Source organism: Gammaproteobacteria bacterium (assembly GCA_034522055.1).
Classification (GTDB): domain Bacteria; phylum Pseudomonadota; class Gammaproteobacteria; order JAABTG01; family JAABTG01; genus JAABTG01.
In genome coordinates, this window is record JAXHLS010000006.1 from 394444 (window position 1) to 411293 (window position 16850).

General features: G+C 63.5%; 16 protein-coding genes, 1 tRNA gene and 1 pseudogene. 12 read left to right on the plus strand and 6 right to left on the minus strand.

Annotated elements, in window-relative coordinates; translation table 11 throughout:
• Positions 1-27: 27 nt before the first annotated feature.
• The 3 genes from U5S82_20420 (at position 28) to U5S82_20430 (ending at position 4170) form a co-directional block, all read left to right on the plus strand.
• Complete coding sequence (locus U5S82_20420) at positions 28-1146, plus strand: Fic family protein (protein MDZ7753944.1); 1119 nt, start codon at positions 28-30, stop codon at positions 1144-1146.
• A 22-nt stretch (positions 1147-1168) separates the two neighbouring features.
• On the plus strand, positions 1169-2218 hold the full coding sequence (locus U5S82_20425) for a helicase-related protein (GenBank protein ID MDZ7753945.1): 1050 nt from the start codon (positions 1169-1171) through the stop codon (positions 2216-2218).
• A 242-nt stretch (positions 2219-2460) separates the two neighbouring features.
• On the plus strand, positions 2461-4170 hold the full coding sequence (locus U5S82_20430; protein MDZ7753946.1) for an AAA family ATPase: 1710 nt from the start codon (positions 2461-2463) through the stop codon (positions 4168-4170).
• Positions 4171-4193: 23 nt separating this feature from the next.
• On the opposite strand, the gene U5S82_20435 is transcribed toward U5S82_20430, so the two are convergent.
• The 4 genes from U5S82_20435 to U5S82_20450 form a co-directional block, all read right to left on the minus strand.
• Positions 4194-4403: a tyrosine-type recombinase/integrase gene (locus U5S82_20435; GenBank protein MDZ7753947.1), complete on the minus strand. Its 210-nt coding sequence runs from the start codon at positions 4401-4403 to the stop codon at positions 4194-4196.
• Positions 4404-4547: 144 nt separating this feature from the next.
• Positions 4548-4622: transfer RNA gene (locus U5S82_20440), tRNA-Val, on the minus strand.
• 185 nt (positions 4623-4807) lie between these two features.
• On the minus strand, positions 4808-7180 hold the full coding sequence (locus tag U5S82_20445; protein MDZ7753948.1) for a phosphoketolase family protein: 2373 nt from the start codon (positions 7178-7180) through the stop codon (positions 4808-4810).
• Between the two features lie 127 nt (positions 7181-7307).
• Positions 7308-8447 (minus strand): acetate kinase, encoded by a 1140-nt coding sequence (locus U5S82_20450; GenBank protein ID MDZ7753949.1) that lies wholly within the window; start codon positions 8445-8447, stop codon positions 7308-7310.
• Positions 8448-8656: 209 nt separating this feature from the next.
• Between U5S82_20450 and gltX the strand changes: the two genes are divergently transcribed.
• On the plus strand, positions 8657-10069 hold the full coding sequence (gltX, locus tag U5S82_20455; protein ID MDZ7753950.1) for a glutamate--tRNA ligase: 1413 nt from the start codon (positions 8657-8659) through the stop codon (positions 10067-10069).
• 59 nt (positions 10070-10128) lie between these two features.
• A complete protein-coding gene (locus U5S82_20460) occupies positions 10129-11823 on the plus strand; it encodes a glutamine--tRNA ligase/YqeY domain fusion protein (GenBank protein ID MDZ7753951.1) in 1695 nt (564 codons plus the stop codon).
• A gap of 42 nt (positions 11824-11865) precedes the next feature.
• On the opposite strand, the gene U5S82_20465 is transcribed toward U5S82_20460, so the two are convergent.
• Complete coding sequence (locus U5S82_20465; protein MDZ7753952.1) at positions 11866-12135, minus strand: HigA family addiction module antitoxin; 270 nt, start codon at positions 12133-12135, stop codon at positions 11866-11868.
• A 15-nt stretch (positions 12136-12150) separates the two neighbouring features.
• Positions 12151-12429 (minus strand): annotated as a pseudogene (locus U5S82_20470) (type II toxin-antitoxin system RelE/ParE family toxin).
• A gap of 197 nt (positions 12430-12626) precedes the next feature.
• Between U5S82_20470 and U5S82_20475 the strand changes: the two are divergent.
• The 7 genes from U5S82_20475 (at position 12627) to U5S82_20505 (ending at position 16802) form a co-directional block, all read left to right on the plus strand.
• The gene (locus tag U5S82_20475) at positions 12627-12905 is read left to right on the plus strand and encodes a BrnT family toxin (GenBank protein ID MDZ7753953.1); all 279 of its coding nucleotides are present in this window, start codon (positions 12627-12629) and stop codon (positions 12903-12905) included.
• Positions 12902-13174, plus strand: a complete 273-nt coding sequence (locus U5S82_20480) for an antitoxin (GenBank protein MDZ7753954.1) — start codon at positions 12902-12904, stop codon at positions 13172-13174. Before U5S82_20475 ends, U5S82_20480 begins: the two co-directional genes overlap by 4 nt.
• Positions 13175-13864: 690 nt before the next feature.
• Complete coding sequence (locus tag U5S82_20485) at positions 13865-14440, plus strand: Uma2 family endonuclease (GenBank protein ID MDZ7753955.1); 576 nt, start codon at positions 13865-13867, stop codon at positions 14438-14440.
• Between the two features lie 295 nt (positions 14441-14735).
• On the plus strand, positions 14736-15311 hold the full coding sequence (locus U5S82_20490; GenBank protein MDZ7753956.1) for a Uma2 family endonuclease: 576 nt from the start codon (positions 14736-14738) through the stop codon (positions 15309-15311).
• Between the two features lie 254 nt (positions 15312-15565).
• A complete protein-coding gene (locus U5S82_20495; GenBank protein ID MDZ7753957.1) occupies positions 15566-15859 on the plus strand; it encodes a type II toxin-antitoxin system RelE/ParE family toxin in 294 nt (97 codons plus the stop codon).
• Positions 15860-16347: 488 nt separating this feature from the next.
• Positions 16348-16605: a DUF1902 domain-containing protein gene (locus U5S82_20500; GenBank protein MDZ7753958.1), complete on the plus strand. Its 258-nt coding sequence runs from the start codon at positions 16348-16350 to the stop codon at positions 16603-16605.
• A 2-nt stretch (positions 16606-16607) separates the two neighbouring features.
• Positions 16608-16802 (plus strand): type II toxin-antitoxin system HicA family toxin, encoded by a 195-nt coding sequence (locus U5S82_20505; GenBank protein MDZ7753959.1) that lies wholly within the window; start codon positions 16608-16610, stop codon positions 16800-16802.
• Positions 16803-16850 lie beyond the last annotated feature (48 nt).

Sequence of the window (16850 nt, forward strand, 5' to 3'; positions counted from 1 at the left end):
CAAGTCTTATACAGGTGCCCCGCCCAAGTGCCAGCCGTCACCCTGTCGCTACTTCCGCCAAAATCCGAGTTGGAGACCCGGGCCGTGCTCAAGCGGCTTGCGCCGGCGCACCGCTACCTTGCGGAACTGAAGGGCCTGGCCTCGACGATCCCGAACGAGCACATCCTGATCAACACCCTCGCGCTGCAGGAGGCGAAGGACAGCTCCGAGATCGAGAACATCATCACCACCCAGGACGACCTGTACAAGGCAGACCTCTTTTCCGACTACATCCGCGACCCTGCGGCGAAGGAGGTGAGCCGTTACGCCACAGCACTCAAGAAAGGCTTTGCGCTGGTTTCCCGTGACCGCCTGCTGACCACGAACCGCATCCTCGACATCCACCACGAGCTAGTACTGAACGACGCCGGTATCCGCAAGATGCCCGGCACGGCGCTGAAGAACGAGCGGACCGGCGCGACCGTTTACACGCCACCACAGGATCACGCCGAACTCGTGCGCCTGATGACGAACCTGGAGCAGTTCATCAACGACGACGCCCTGAGCGATGCCGACCCGCTGGTGAAGATGGCGGTGATCCATCACCAGTTCGAGAGCATCCATCCGTTCTACGACGGCAACGGGCGGACTGGCCGGATCATCAATATTCTCTACCTGGTCGCCAAGGGCCTGCTCAACATTCCCGTGCTGTACCTCAGCCGCTACGTCATTCGCACCAAGGCCGAGTACTACCGGTTCTTGCAGCAGACCCGTGATACCGGCGACTGGGAGCCTTGGATCCTCTACATGCTGCAGGGTGTGGAACTGACCGCGCGGCAGACCATCTGGATCATCGGCCGTATCAAGGCCCTGATGATGGACTACAAGCACCGCATCCGGGCCGAGCTGCCCAAGATCTACAGCCAGGACCTGCTGAACAACCTGTTTCGGCACCCGTACACCAAGATCGAGGCGCTGCAAAACGACCTTCAGGTGTCGCGCCTGACCGCGACCAAGTACCTCGACCGTCTGACCGACGAGGGCTTTGTCGAGAAGCACAAGATCGGGCGCTACAACTACTACGTCAACTTCCCGTTGATGCGGGTCTTCACGGAAATCCCGGACGAGCCAGAAGCATTCGACGCACCGGTGATGGAGAGCGATTGATGCCAGACAAGGAGGCGTGCCCGTGACCCCACCCGCTGGACCGAACGAGGCGTTCTCCCGTGTCGTCATCGACACCCAGCTCGAGGATGTCGGCTGGGACCTGAGCGATGGGCATAGTGTCCGCTACGAGTACCGGCTGCCGGACGGGGCCGTTGCCGACTACGTCCTCTGCGACCGCCACGGGCGAGCCGCAGCGGTGGTCGAGGCCAAGCGCGCCGCGGTCAACCTGCAGGAGGCCGCCGCCCAAGGGCGCGCCTATGCAGAACAGCTGCACGACGAGGCCTTTGCTCACGAGAAGCCCTCGCCGGAGGTGCGTTACGCCGACTTCGTCGTGTCCGGCTTCGGCAGGGAAGATACGGTGGATGGTGCCACCAAGATCAAGCGGTTCAAGAAGGAGAAGTTTCCGCAGATCCTGGTGTCGGTGAACATGCTCGATACCGGCTTCGACGCCCCCGAGGTGGTCAACCTGGTGCTGGCGCGCTTCACCCGCTCCGTGGTCCTCTACCGCCAGATGCGCGGCCGGGGCACCCGCAAGGTGCCCGGCAAGAGCCTGTTCACCCTGTTCGACTTCGTCGGCGTCACCGACTACCACGATGATGACGAGACCGTGCCCGAGGGCGGGAGGGTCCGTGAGGACAAGCCGCGGAGGTCCCATCGGCCGCGCACCCTGCTGACCCTCGACGTCGACGACCACATCGACCCCACCACCCGCGAGTGGGTCACGGTGAATGACAACGGCAACTTCGTCTTTCTCGATCCCGACGCCCGCCACGCCGCCTTGATCGGTGCCCGGTTCGAGGCCTGGATCGGGGCGCGGCCCGATCTGGACTCCGAGCAGCGGCGGTTGCTGCGCACCGTCGGCGAATACCTCAAGGCTAACGCCGGCGAGTTGGAGGAGTTCACCGTGGACCACTTCGTCGTGCCGCCCTTCGCCAACATCGGCGGCCTGCAGCGTGCCCTCCAGACCTTCGGCAGCGAGGACGCCCTGGCCAGGGTCATCGCGGACATGAATGCCGCGGTGTTCCCCGAGGCCGGCGCGGCCGCGCAGTCCGCAGACCACCCTGAACCCTGAGTGAAGCGATAACCCATGCCTCTTGGCCCTGACACCCGGCGCAAGGTCGACCAGATCCGCGACTACCTCTACGGCGGCGGTTATTAGGCGGCGTGCAATCGGTGACTAAACAACAGGAAGTCGCATCGATCATGGCGGATTTGACATTTCAGGCCGTACTAAACCAAGCCTTTACGGCTAATCTGTGACCAATGACAGAAGTCCTCCGTGAACAAACCCTCTCTCAGCCCGAGCCATAGCCCATGCTGACCCACATCACCATCCGCAACTTCAAGGGCTTCGAGGAGGTGTCATTCGAGCTCGGCGACCGCGTGGTCTTCATCGGCCCCAACAACTCGGGCAAGACCTCGGCGCTCCAGGCCCTGGCGCTGTGGGACATCGGCCTGAAGCGCTGGATCGAAAAGCGCGGCACCGGCACCGTCTCGGGCAAGCGGCCCGGCGTCACGGTGAACCGCCGCGACCTCATCACCGTGCCGGTGCCCGATGCCAACCTGCTGTGGCGCAATCTTCATGTCCGCGAGTCGACCAAAGGCAAGGGTACACAGAACATCCGCATTGACATTATCGTCAGCGGTGTCTCCGGCGGGGAGGAGTGGCAGTGCGGCCTGGAATTTGACTATGCGAACGACGAGTCGTTTTATTGCCGTCCATTGCGGCTCAGCGAGGACAAACACCCTGATCGGATGCCGGTGCCCGATCAGGCGCAGGGCATCCGGGTGGCGTACCTGCCGCCGATGTCAGGCCTGACGGCCACCGAAACCCGGCTGGACGTCGGCGCGATCAACGTCCGCCTGGGGGAGGGCCGCACTGCCGAGGTGCTGCGGAACCTCTGTCATCAGATCCTGGAAGGCGAGAACGGTAAGCAGCGCTGGGCGTTGTTGGCGGAACGCGTCTGTCATTTTTTCGGTGTCGAACTGGAGGAACCGCGTTACATCGCCGAGCGTGGCGAGATCACCTTGGCCTACAAAGACCGGGGCATTCGGCTCGATATCTCGTCATCCGGCCGCGGGCTCCAACAGACGTTGCTGTTGCTGGCCCACATGATGGTGAACCCGAAGTCGGTGCTGCTGATGGATGAGCCTGATGCGCATCTGGAGATCCTGCGTCAGCGCCAGATCTACCAGTTGCTCACCGAAACCGCCAGCGAGTACGGCAACCAGATCGTTGCCGCCAGTCATTCGGAGGTCATCCTGAACGAAGCGGCCGACCGCGATATGGTCGTCGCGTTCGTCGGCAAGCCGCATCGCATCGACGACCGTGGTTCTCAGGTGCTCAAGTCGCTTAAGGAGATCGGTTACGACCAGTACTACCAGGCCGAGGAATCTGGATGGGTCCTTTACCTTGAAGGATCGACGGATCTCGCGATCCTGAGGGCATTTGCCAAGGCATTGGATCATCCGGCACAGGAATGCCTTGAACGGCCATTTGCGCACTATGTGTCCAATCAGCCGCAAAAGGCACGGGATCACTTCTACGGGCTGCGTGAAGCGAAAGGCGATCTTGCTGGAATTGGTATCTATGACCGGCTCGATCGCGACTTACCCGCTGATCCAAACCTCCAACAGCGGATGTGGGAGCGACGCGAGATCGAAAACTATCTTTGTTCGAAGGATGTGCTCAAGAGGTGGGCGAAGAAAACTGCAGAGACGGAATCGGCCGGACCTCTGTTCGCGGGTCAATGGGAAAGCGTCATGGACGAAACGCTAACCGACTTGGAGAAGGCCCTGGAAACCTTGGCCAAACCGTCTCCGTGGAGTGCCGATATCAAGGTGACGGACGACTTTCTCGATCCGTTGTTTGAGTCGTTTTTCAAGAAGCTTGGCCTGCCAAACCTGATGCTAAAGACCGACTGCCATGTGCTCGCGAATTATGTGGATTCCGCCGAGCTCGATCGGGAAGTGACGGATGTGCTAGACGCGATTCAGCGGGTCGCGGGCTCGGTGAAGGTCTGAGACCACCGCCGGCTATCGGCTGGTCAGCCGAACTTCCGCGCCAGGTCCTCGGCCTTCAAGTGCGTATACCGCCGCCGCATGCGCAGGTCCTTATGTCCGGTGATGCTCGCGACCTCCATGATGTTCAGCCCCTTCTCGAACAGGCGGGTGGTGGTTGCCTCGTGGCGCAGGTCGTAGAAGCGGAGGTCTTCGATGCCGGCCCGTCGGATTGCGCGCATAAAGGACCGCTTCACCGCCTCGGTCGTGACACCGGGGAAGACGTCACCGTGTAGGGCTTTTTTTGTGCCTACTCCCTGGAGCCTTGCCCTGCTGCTTACATGGCGCTTACACGGGAAAGTCGGCGTTGGCGGTAGTTCTGTCTAAGTCGTTGTTTTATTTGGTGGGCGCGGCTGGGATTGAACCAGCGACCCCTGCCGTGTGAAGGCAGTGCTCTCCCGCTGAGCTACGCGCCCGTCAAGGCGGGGAATAATACGTAGGGGCGTGGGTCTGGTCAACGGGAAAGGGCCGCCGGCCGCGCGGGGACGGTCGCTGCGGGCGGAGTGGTCCGCCGCGGGGCGATCACTCCTTTACCTTGGCATGCCCCGGAGAAGGCCGGGATGGCTCCATTCAGGGCTCTCCCTCGGGGACTTGCCGGGCCTCACAGGGGCCATCGCCAGGCGTCGGCTTCGGGCAGGTCGATGCCGTGCTCGTGGGCGTAGTGGCGGCATTCGATCTGCATATTGAGCAGGCGTTCCTTCACGTGGGCGCCGGCCACGTGGAGCTTGGGGACACGGCGGATCACGTCCATGGCCAGGCTGAAGCGGTCGATTTCGTTCTCGATGGCCAGTTCCAGCGGGGTGTTGATGTTGCCTTTCTCCTTGTAGCCGCGCACATGCAGGTTGTTGTGGTTGGTGCGCCGGTAGGCGAGGCGGTGGATCAGCCACGGATAGCCGTGGAAATTGAAGATGATGGGGCGGTCGAGGGTGAACAGGCTGTCGAAGTCCGCATCGGGCAGGCCATGGGGGTGTTCGCTGGGCGGCGTCATGCGGAACAGGTCCACCACGTTGATGAAGCGTACCTTGAGGTCCGGGAAGTGCTCCCGCAGCAGGGCGGTGGCGGCCAGGGCCTCCTTGGTGGGGATATCGCCGCAGCCCACCATCACCACGTCGGGCTCGCTGCCCTGGTCGTTGCTGGCCCAGTCCCAGATCCCGAGGCCCTTGGTGCAGTGCTTGATGGCCGCGTCCATGTCCAGGTATTGGAGGTGGGGCTGCTTGTCGCAGACGATGACGTTGATGTCGTCGCGGCTTCGCAGGCAGTGGTCGGCGGTGGACAGCAGGGTGTTGACGTCGGGGGGCAGATAGATGCGGGTGACCTCGGGGTTCTTGTTCACCACGACGTCGAGGAAGCCCGGGTCCTGGTGGGTGAAGCCGTTGTGGTCCTGGCGCCACACCGTGGAGGTGATGAGCAGGTTGATGGAGGAGATGCGCGCCCGCCAGGGGATATCCTCGCAGATGGCCAGCCACTTGGCATGCTGGTTGTACATGGAGTCGATGACGTGGACGAAGGCCTCGTAGGTCGCGAAGAAGCCATGGCGCCCGCTCAGCACGTAGCCCTCGTACCAGCCCTCCAGGGTGTGCTCGGACAGCATTTCCATGACCCGGCCGTCGGGCGATAGCTCGCCGCCGTCGGCATCCTCGGGCAGGTAATCGGCCAGCCACAGCTTCTTGCTCACTTCGTAGATGGCGTCCAGCTTGTTGGAGGTGTTCTCGTCCGGCCCGAAGACCCGGAAGTTGTCCATGTTGCGGGCCATGATGTCCCGCAGCATGGCCCCCAGGGGGCGGGTGTTGGGGGTAGTGGTCTTGGCCGGTTGGGGCACCGGCTGTGCATAGTCCCGGAAATCGGGCATGCGCAGGGGGCGACGCAGCAGGCCGCCGTTGGCGTGGGGGCTGGCGCTCATGCGCTGGGTGCCTTTGGGGGCCAACTCCCGCAGTTCCGGGACCAGCCGGCCGGTGCTGTCGAAGAGTTCCTGCGGTCGGTAACCCCTGAGCCAGGCCTCCAGCTGCTCCAGATGCGCCGGGTCCTCGTGGATGCCGGCCAGGGGCACCTGGTGGGCGCGCCAGGAGCCCTCCACCTTGTGACCGTCCACCTCCGCCGGGCCCGTCCACCCCTTGGGGGTGCGCAGGACGATCATGGGCCAGTGGGCGCGCCGCGCCTGGCCGCCGGAGCGGGCCGTCTGCTGGATGGCGCGGATTTCCTCCAGGCAGGTGTCCAGGGTGGCCGCCATGGCCTGGTGCATGGTTTCGGGGTCGCTGCCCGTCACGAAATGAGGCGTCCAGCCGTAGCCCTTCAGCAGGCTCGCCAGTTCCTCCTCGGGGATGCGTGACAGCAGGGTGGGGTTGTTTATCTTGTAGCCGTTGAGATGGAGAATGGGCAGCACCGCACCGTCGCGGACCGGGTTTAGGAACTTGCCGGAATGCCAGGAGGTGGCCAGGGGGCCGGTCTCGGCCTCGCCGTCACCCACCGCCACGGCCACCAGCAGCTCCGGGTTGTCGAAGGCGGCGCCGAAGGCATGGGAGATGGAGTAGCCGAGTTCGCCGCCCTCGTGGATGGACCCTGGGGTCTCGGGGGTGCAATGACTGCCGATGCCGCCGGGGAAGGAGAACTGCTTGAAGAAGCTGCGCAGCCCTTCCTCGTCCTCGCCCTTGTTGGGGTAGATCTCCGAGTAGGTTCCCTCCAGGTACACGGGTGCCAGCACCCCGGGGGCGCCGTGGCCGGGCCCGGCGAGGAAGATGGCCTCCTGGCCGTGGGTCTTGATGATGCGATTCAGATGGACATACATGAAGGCGAGTCCCGGGCTCGCCCCCCAATGGCCGAGGAGACGCTGCTTGACGTGCTCGGGTTGCAGGGGCTCTCGCAACAGCGGGTTGTCCCGCAGGTAGATCATGCCGGCCGCGAGGTAGTTACAGGCCCGCCAGTAGGCGTCCATGGCGTTCAGTTCCGTGGCGGACAGGGGGGTGGTTTGGCTGTTCATCGAAGACTCTCCTCCATGGGATTCATGCCGTGTGCCGGCAAGGGGTTCTTGCGGGCCGGGGGGCGCTCCGGCCCCATGGTGCCCATCATGACGAGCTTATGATGGGCCCATGACGTCGCGGTGACCATCAGGCGTCATGGCCTCCCGCAGGCGCGGCCCCCAGGCAGCGGGCGGTGGCCCGGGCGATGGCCAGTTCCTCGTTGGTGGGGACCACCAATACTGCCGGCGCCGCCCCATCGGGGCTGATGCAGACGTTGCCTTCGGCGTTGCGGTCCGGGTCCAGGGCGATACCCAGGAAACCGAGATTGCCGCATACGTCCCCGCGCAGGGCGGCGTCGTGCTCGCCCATGCCGCCGGTGAATACCAGGGCGTCGAGACCGCCCAGCACCGCCCCATAGGCCCCGATATACTTGCGCAGGCGATGACAGAAGATGTCGATGGCCAGGCGGGCATCCCCATCCCCGGCCTCGGCCCGCCGCCGGATGGCCCGCATGTCCGCCTCGCCGCACAGGCCCAACAGTCCCGACTGGCGATTGAGCAGTTCCTCCACATTGTCGGCGTCCATGCCGGTACGACGCTGCAGGTGACAGACGATGGCGGGGTCCACGTCACCGGAACGGCTGCCCATGACCAGGCCTTCCAGTGGGGTCATGCCCATGGAAGTATCGACACAGCGGCCCCGATCGATGGCACTGGCGCTGGCGCCGTTGCCCAGATGCAGGGTGATGAGACGCAATTCATCGAGGGGGCGTCGCAGGTGGCCCGCGGCGGCCTGGGCCACGTATTCATGGGAGATGCCGTGAAAGCCGTAGCGACGGATTCCATGGGTATCGGCCAACTCCCTGGGCAGGGCATAGCGCCAGGCCTTTTCCGGCAGGGAAGCGAAGTAGCCGGTGTCGAAGACCGCCACCTGGGGTACTCCCGGTGTCACCGCGAGGGCCGTCTCGATACCCAGCCGGCAGGCCGGGTTATGGAGTGGCGCCAGCTCATCGAGGCGCCGCAGCCGTTCGAGCACGGTGTCGTCCACCCGCACCGGCTTGCGGAACTCCCCGCCGCCATGGACCACCCGGTGGCCCACGGCCGCGATGGGGTGCCGAGCCGCCGTGGCCTCGAACACCCGGCGCAGGGCCTGCTCCCGCTGCGAGCCCGCTTCACCCGTGGGGTCCAGGTGCTCCACCGTGCCGTGATCCAGCTCCCTCTCATGGGCCATGTCGTAGAGCCGGTATTTGAGGGATGAACTGCCGGAATTGACGACGAGGATGATCATGCGGGCCTGATGGAAGTCACGGTGGTGGTCCGGGGGTGGAGCGCGCGAGTGGTGCTGAACACTTTCGGTGTCGCCCTTAAACCTTTGACAACAACCTTAGACAACTCCGGGGCAGGATCCCAGGGAAGGGAAACGGTGGGTGCCCATAGGTGAACCCTTTCCCATGCTGATAGAATCCGCCGACACCAATATTGGCTCCGGATGATCCCATGACCACCGTCAGAACCCGCTTCGCCCCCAGTCCTACCGGCTATCTCCACGTGGGCGGCGCGCGCACGGCCCTGTTCTGCTGGCTCTACGCCCGCAAGCACGGCGGCCAGTTCGTGCTGCGCATCGAGGACACGGATCTCGAGCGCTCCACCCCGGAGTCGGTGAACGCCATCCTCGAAGGCATGACCTGGCTGGGGCTGGAATACGACGAAGGGCCCTTCTACCAGACGGCCCGTTTCGATCGCTACGAGGCGGTCATCGAGGACCTGATGGCGCGCGGGCTCGCCTACCGTTGTGACTGCAGCCGGGAGCGCATCGACGCCCTGCGCGAGGAGCAGATGGCGCGCAAGGAAAAGCCCCGCTACGACGGTCACTGCCGGGAGCGGGAGGTGGCGGCGGACGCGCCCCATGTGGTCCGCTTCCGGACGCCACGGGACGGCAGCATCGTCGTCGACGACCTGGTGCAGGGCCGGGTGGCCTTCCCCAACGGTGAGCTGGATGACCTCATCATCCGCCGCACCGACGGCTCGCCCACCTACAATCTCACGGTGGTGGTGGACGACATGGACATGGAGATCACCCACGTCATCCGCGGCGACGACCACCTCAACAACACCCCGCGCCAGATGCACATTCTCCAGGCCCTCGGGCGCACCCCGCCGCGCTATGCCCACGTGCCCATGATCCTGGGGGACGACGGCTCGCGCTTGTCCAAGCGCCACGGTGCCGTGAGTGTGGTGCAGTACCGGGACATGGGCTATCTGCCGGAGGCCCTGCTCAATTACCTGGTACGCCTCGGCTGGTCCCACGGCGACCAGGAGATCTTCTCCCTGGATGAGATGATCGCCCTGTTCGATATCGACGCGGTGAACAAGTCGGCTTCCCGCTTCGACCACGAGAAGCTGATGTGGCTCAATCAGCATTATATCAAGGAGAGCGACCCGGCCCGCGTGGCCCATTTGCTGAGCCCCCACATGGGGCGTTTGGGTATAGATCCGGCCGCGGGTCCCGATTTGGTGGAGGTGGTAAAGGCGCAGCAGGAAAGGGCCCGCACCCTGGCGGAGATGGCGGAGATCAGCGCCTTCATCTACCAGGACTTCGATGACTACGACGAGACCTCGGCCAAAAAACACCTGCGCCCCGTGGCCCTGGAGGCCCTGGAGCGCATGCGCGGCGCGCTGGCGGAACTGGCCCCCTGGAGCGCCGTCGCCCTCCATGACGCCGTGGCCGGCATCAGCGAAGAACTCGGTCTCAAGATGGGCAAGGTGGCCCAGCCCCTGCGGGTGGCGGTGACGGGGCGGGCGGCCTCCCCCGGCATCGACGTGACCCTCTACCTGGTGGGCCGCGAACGCACCCTGGCCCGGGTGGACCGTGCCATCGAGTACATTCGCCGGCGCCAGGAGAACCAGTAGGTGAACGACCGTGCCCCTGTGAGAGATCAATCGCCGTTAGCGCATGAATCACAATGCCCATGAATACTGAGCCCACCCGTCCCACAAACTTCATCCGCGACATCATCGAGGCCGACCTGGCCGCCGGCCGGCATCAGGCCATCAGGACGCGCTTTCCGCCGGAGCCCAACGGCTACCTGCATATCGGCCATGCCAAGTCCATCTGGCTGAACTTCGGCGTGGCGGCGGACTACCGGGGCACCTGCAACCTGCGTTTCGACGATACCAACCCCCACAAGGAGAATCCGGAGTTCGTGGCCGCCATCCAGGAGGACGTGCGCTGGCTGGGCTACGACTGGGCGGACCGGCTCTACTTCGCCTCGGACTACTTCGAGCAGCTCTACGGCTTCGCGGTGGAACTCATCGAGAAGGGTCTTGCCTTCGTGTGCGAGCTGGATGCCGAGGCCATGCGCGCCTACCGCGGCACCCTCACCGAGCCCGGCCGCCCGAGCCCCTATCGGGAACGTCCCGTGGCGGAGAACCTGGATCTCTTCAGGCGCATGCGGGCGGGGGAGTTCCCCGATGGCTCCCGGGTGCTGCGGGCGAAGATCGACATGGCGGCGCCCAACATGAACATGCGTGACCCTGTGCTGTACCGCATCCGCCACGGCGTGGTGCACCACCAGACCGGGGCCGAGTGGTGCCTGTATCCCATGTACGACTTCACCCACCCCGTGTCCGACGCCCTCGAGGGCATCACCCACTCCCTGTGCACCCTGGAGTTCGAGGACCACCGGCCCCTCTACGACTGGGTGGTGGCGCACGTCTCGGTGCCCAGCCGGCCCCGCCAGATCGAGTTCGCACGCCTCAATCTCAAGTACACGGTGATGAGCAAGCGCCGGCTTACCCAGCTGGTGGAGCAGGGCCACGTGGCGGGCTGGGACGACCCCCGCATGCCCACCATCGCCGGCCTGCGCCGGCGCGGCGTGCCGCCGGCGGCCATCAAGGATTTCTGCCGCCGGGTGGGGGTCACCAAGGCCGATGCCATGGTGGAGATGGGGGTGCTGGAGAACTGTGTGCGCGAGGACCTGGACGCCGCGGCGCCACGGGCCATGGCGGTGTTGCGACCCCTGAAGGTGGTCATCGACAACTACCCCGCGGACACCACCGAGCTTATCGCTGCGTCCCGCCACCCCAAGGACGCGGCCATGGGCACCCGCGAACTCACCCTGGCCCGGGAGATCTACATCGACCGCGAGGACTTCCGCGAGGAGGCCAATAAGAAGTTCAAGCGCCTGGTGACGGGGGGCGAGGTGAGGCTGCGTAATGCCTATGTCATCCGTTGCGACGGGGTCGTCAAGGACCCGGGCAGCGGCGAGGTGACGGAACTGCATTGCAGCTACGATCCCGACACCCTGGGGGCCGACCCGGTGGGCCGCAAGGTGCGCGGCGTCATCCACTGGGTGCCGGCGCACCAGAGCCTGGCCGCCGAGGTGCGGCTCTACGATCGCCTGTTCACGACACCGGTGCCGGGCGCGGGGCGGGAGGACAAGGACTTCATCGCCGATCTGAACCCGGAATCCCTGGTGGTGCTGGCGGGCTGTCGGGTGGAGCCGAGCCTCGCGGCGGCGACCCCGGGCGCGCGCTTCCAGTTCGAGCGGGAAGGGTACTTCTGCCTGGATGCGGACACCGGAGAGGGCGGGGTGCCGGTGTTCAACCGTACCGTCACCCTGCGGGACAGCTGGTCGCGTACCGAGGCCGCAGGGGGACCCTAGGCGAAGCCAGGATGTCGGGCTGAAGCCCGACCTACAACAACATCACCCCCGTCTGTTCCTGTGGCACGGATGTAGGTCGGGCTTCTCGTAGGCCTTCTGCAGGTTCATCCAGTAATCGGCGCTGGTGCCGAAATAACGCGCCAGCCGTAGCGCAGTATCGGCAGTGATACCGCGTTTGTGGCGCAGGATTTCAGTAATCCGGTTTGCTGGCACGCCTAATGCCCCGGCGAAAGCCGTGGCACTCAGGCCAAGCTCATCCAGCTCTTCCTTCAGTTGTTCGCCCGGATGAATGGGGCGCATCCGATTGGTCATGCTTCAACCTTTGTCTTAGTGGTAGTCGACGATTTCCACCGCGTCCGGGCCGTCGTTGCTCCAGACAAAACAGATCCGCTACTGCTCATTGATCCGGATGCTCCATTGTCCCTTACGGTTGCCGCGCAGATGCTCCAGCCGGTTGCTGGGGAGCGCCGACAGATCAGCCAGACAGGTCGCCTGGTCCAGTCGGTTGAGACGGCGCTCTGCCTGGGCACGGATTCCGTCGAACCGCCGCACGCGGTGGCCCTCAAACAGCTTCTGTGTGTCCTTACACCTGAAGCCCTTGATCATCCGCTCATCGAGCAAGCTGTAAATAATACGAGATCCGTACAGCGTAAATTCCGGCTTCCGCGGCCGGGTCTACTCGGAACCGCTTGCGCTTATCCCGGCCATCGATTGATGGCTTTCTTTCCGTCATCCCGGCGAAGGCCGGGAACCAGATTGCCAGATGAAGACATAAGGCATGCATTGTGCTATTTTTTTTACGCATGAAGTCGATTGCCTGGAATGCGGAGAAAAACGCCCATCTCAAGGCCGAGAGAGGCATCTCGTTCGAGGATGTGGTGTTTCATATCATGGCCGATGACATCCTCGATACGGTGGACCATCCCAACCAGGAACGTTATCCCGGCCAGCAGATACATGTGATCGACATAGAGGGGTACATTTACCTCGTCCCTTTCGTCGAGACGGAAGATGAGGTTTTCCTGAAGACCATCATTCCCAGCCGAAAGGCAACCAAGAGCTATTTGGGTGGAAGCAAATGAGCAAACTCAATACCGAGGAACGCGAGATCCAGGAAGCCTTCGAAAAGGGTGAGCTGAAGCGTTCGAAAAAGGCCGCAGAAACGCAAAAGCAGCATCAGGAGTATGCGAAAGCAATGTTCAGGAAGGATGCGCGGATCAACATCCGGCTTTCTTCCAGGGATCTTCGCGGTCTGCAGAAAAAGGCACTGGCCGAAGGTATTCCGTACCAAACGCTGATTGCCAGTATTCTACATAAATATCTGGAGGGCCGGCTGCACGAAAACACCTAACCCGCCGCGTAGGGTGCGCACAGCGCATGCGCGGGTATTCTTCCGCTGGAGGTCAATATCCCCCGGCCGAACCACGTCGTTAGCTACGTTCTCTATCCGGCTTATAACAGCAGCCCCGCCCGACCTGGCACTCCTGCATCCGCGGCAGGATTTCTACACCGGCAGCTACTCCGCTTCTTCCCCTCTCCTCGGGGAGAGGGCCAGGGTGAGGGGATAACTCGAGCCTGCTCCCTTTGGCACGAATGTAGGTCGGGATTTATCCCGACAATCAAACTGACCGGTTCCCGGAAGCCGCCTATTTCGAGGTTCAGGCCGAAGAAGGGCGCATCGTCCTCGTCCCGGTGCGCTCGGAGGGGGCCGAGATGGTGCGGGAGCGGCTGGAGGCCATGGGGATCACCGATGCAGATGTGGATGCCGCCATCGCCTGGGCCCGGAGGCCCTGACGATCCGCGCTGTATTCGACACCAACGTCGTTGTATCGGCCCTGGCATTCAAGAGGGGCCGAACAACGTTATTCTGCGGGTCCGACCACGTTCACCTGGCGTAGGGCAGGTCAAGCGCAGCGGACCTGCCGGCCGCTGAGCCGACGCCCCACCGGCCCAATATCGGAACCACTGCGCTTGTCCTCCATGCCATGAGATGGGGCGAGTGCTACACTCATCACCCCAAGGAGAGCAAAGGAAGCCGCCCATGTCCGCAACCGCCGAGACCCTCGCGCGCCTGCACCGCCTGACGGTGGCGGACTACCGCCGTATGGGCGAGGCTGGGCTGTTCGCCCCCGGGGCGCGTATGGAACTCATCGAAGGAGCGATCGTCGATATGACCCCTATCGGCCCTAACCACGCGGGTGTGGTGACACAGCTGAATCAGGCACTTGCATTGGCCGTGGGGAGAAGTCTGATCGTCGCGGTGCAGAATCCGCTTCACCTGGGGAACTGGTCCGAGCCGGAGCCGGACCTGGTGCTACTGCATTCTCGCGATGATTTTTATCGGAGCCGCCACCCCCGGCCGGAGGACGTCGTGCTCCTGGTGGAAGTGGCCGACACCACCGTCGCCTTCGACCGCCACACCAAGCTCCCCCTCTATGCTCGCCATGGCATCGCCGAGGCCTGGCTGGTGGACCTGCCGGCCGGCGTCCTGGAGGTCCACCGGGAGCCGGGGGAGGGTACCTACACCCGCCTCGAGCGCCTGGGCCCCGAGGACCTCGCCGCCGTTCCCCTGCCCGGCATCCCGGACGCGACCATCGACCTCACCGGCCTCCTGTAGCCCCGTAGGGCAGGTCAAGCGCAGCGGACCTGCCGGCCGCCGGAGCAATGCCCCACCGCCCCAACCGCGGAACCCCCGCGCCTGCTCCCCCAAGCCCCTGCCAAAGGGCCCCCAATTCAGAATTCAAAATTAAAAATTCAAAATTGCCTCTCCCCAACCCGTCATGCCGGGCTTGCCCCGGCATCCAGGGCGGCGGGCGTGGCGGCCGGGGCGGAACCACTGCGCTTGTCCTCTACGCCATGAGATGGGGCGAGTGCTACACTCATCACCCCAAGGAGAGAAAAGGAACCCGCCCGTGTCAGCAACCGCCGAGACCCTCGAGCGCCTGCACCGCCTGACGGTGGCGGACTACCACCGCATGGGCGAGACCGGGGTGTTTGCCCCGGGGGCGCGCACGGAACTGATCGAAGGAGCGATTATCGACATGACGCCCATAGGAAGCCGCCATGCCGCCTGCGTCGACCGGTTGACCAGGCAGGTACTCCTCGCAGTAGGGCAGCGTGCGGTGGTGAGAGTCCAAGGGCCACTGATTCTGGCGGAGTACACTGAGCCCCAGCCCGACTTGGCGTTGCTGCGTCCGCGGGAGGACTTCTATGCCCGCGCTCACCCCCGGCCGGAGGATGTTGTGCTCCTGGTGGAAGTGGCCGACACCACCGTCGCCTTCGACCGCCACACCAAGCTGCCCCTCTACGCCCGCCATGGCATCCCCGAGGCCTGGCTGGTGGACCTGCCGGCCGGCGTCCTGGAGATCCACCGGGAGCCGGAGGAGGGGGCCTACACCCGCCTCGACCGCCTGAGCCCCAGGGACCTCGCCGCCGTGCCCCTGCCCGGCATCCCGGACACGACCATCGACCTCACCGGCCTCCTGTAGTAATGGTTTCTGACCATTTGATGTGCTTGGAAGGAGTTCCCGCCCGCCATAAAATACACAGAGAGTCACGGGAGCGAGAGGATGGATACTGCCAAAGATGAATTGAAGACCCTTCTGGAGCAACAACCGGAAGATAGCACTAGCGAAGAGCTAGTAAGGGAACTCGCCTTTCATGTAATGATTCAGCGGGGTTTGGCGGATTCTGATGCAGGACGCACCATTTCGAATGAGGAAATGGGCCGGCGTATCCGGTCGTGGCCGAAGTAAACTGGACGCTTGAGGCGCAGAAATGGCTCGAAGACATATTCGAGCACATTGCCGAGGATAATCCCAGGGCCGCTGGGGACGTTGTGGCCGGGATATACGAGCGGTCGCAAGTTTTAATAGATCATCCCGAGATCGGATACCGCTATCAATCCTCGTCCCGCCGAATCCGAATACTATTGTATGGACACTATCGGATAGCATATCTAATCAAAGATAGCGGCGATATCGATATTCTTGGGGTATTTCATGGAGCCCTCGATATCACCAAGTATTCACTATGAACGCACATAATACCGATTTCTCGGGCTTTGGTCCCAGCGCCAGTGGTGTTGTACATTTCTGTATTCCTTTTTTCTGGCTCGTCCGCAAAATCTGTGGGTAAATATTTCGGTCGCAGTGAGCAGGCTGTCGGACTGAAGCCCGATCAACACCCCTCACCGCCCATTCCTTTGGCACGAATGTAGGTCGGGATTTATCCCGACAATCAAACTGACCGGTTCCCGGAAGCCGCCTATTTCGAGGTTCAGGCCGAAGAAGGGCGCATCGTCCTCGTCCCGGTGCGCTCGGAGGGGGCCGAGATGGTGCGGGAGCGGCTGGAGGCCATGGGGATCACCGATGCAGATGTGGATGCCGCCATCGCCTGGGCCCGGAGGCCCTGACGATCCGCGCCGTATTCGACACCAACGTCAGGAGCGGGCTTGCCTGCGAACACTGACCTCTGGTCCAGCCGCCCCCTTGCTTTCCGTTGGCACTGGGCAATAATGTCTGGATGAGCATTCGACCAAACCCGGCGGCTTTGGCCGTCGAAGCAGAATGGGACCCCGAGGCTGGAGTGTGGGTGGCCACGAGCGAGGATGTGCCCGGCCTGGCAACAGAGGCGGAAACCCTTGAAAGCCTAATGGCAAAACTGCGGGTGATGGTTCCCGAGCTCCTGGAGGAGAACGGGGTCGACGTTGGCATGGCCGGCGGGAAAGATGTGCCGCTTCAGCTGGTCTCTCGAAGGGAAGAAATTCTTCACTTGCCCTGAGCATGGCCGATTTCGTACCGGCGTTACGGAAGATGCTGGAGGAGGCGGGGTGCCGTTTCGTGCGCCGCGCGAAAGGCGATCACGACCTTTGGGAGAGTCCAATCACCAACCGGAGGGTCGTGGTGGAAGGAACCATCAAGTCGCGCCACACAGCAAACGCCGTACTCAAGCAGGCCGGGCTACCCAAGGCATTCTAAGCTTTCGGCCGCGCGTACAAGCAACACACCGCTGCCGCTGATAGGACC